Source organism: Methylobacterium sp. WL18, assembly GCF_008040015.1.
GTDB lineage: Bacteria > Pseudomonadota > Alphaproteobacteria > Rhizobiales > Beijerinckiaceae > Methylobacterium > Methylobacterium mesophilicum.
The window spans coordinates 1-581 of record NZ_VRVD01001250.1 but is presented as its reverse complement, the minus strand read 5'-3'; the positions used below and the strand labels follow the sequence as shown (position 1 = coordinate 581).

General features: G+C 73.0%; 1 protein-coding gene. It reads left to right on the top strand.

The window, feature by feature from the left end:
• Positions 1-581, top strand: a 581-nt coding sequence (locus FV228_RS32145) for a TetR/AcrR family transcriptional regulator (protein WP_147858007.1), incomplete at both ends; no start/stop codon positions are given.

The window sequence follows — 581 nt, the reverse complement described above, 5'->3', positions numbered from 1 at the left end:
CCGGCCAGGCCGCGCGGCGCGAACACATCCTCGACGCCGCCGAGGCCTGCTTCGTGCGCAACGGCTTCCACCGGGCCACGATGCAGGACCTCGCCCGCGAGGCCGCGATGAGCCCGGGCAACTTCTACCGCTACTTCGAATCCAAGGAAGCCCTGGTCGTCGGGCTGGTGGAGCGCGAGCGCGAGCGCGGCATCCAGCTCGTCGAAGAGATGGGGCACGGCGGCGACCCGCGCGCGGCCCTGCTCGACCTCATCGCGCGCTACTTCGTGTCGATCACCCGGGAGGCCGCGGTGCTGCGCATGGAGATCTGGTCGGAGGCCACCCGCAACCCCGCCATCTCCGACCTGACCGCCCGGTCCGAGGCGGAGACCCGGGACTGGTTCACCGAAACCTTCGCGGCGCTGGCCACCAGCCCGGATTGCGACCCGGACCGGCTCTACGGGCTGGTCGCCCCGCTGATGAAGGGGATCATCGTCGGCCGCGCGATCCTGCCCGATTACGATCCGGCCCCCGCGGTCGCCCAGCTCCACGCCCTGCTGGCGACCGGCCTCGACGGCCGCCTGCCACGCGCCGCCCCGGGC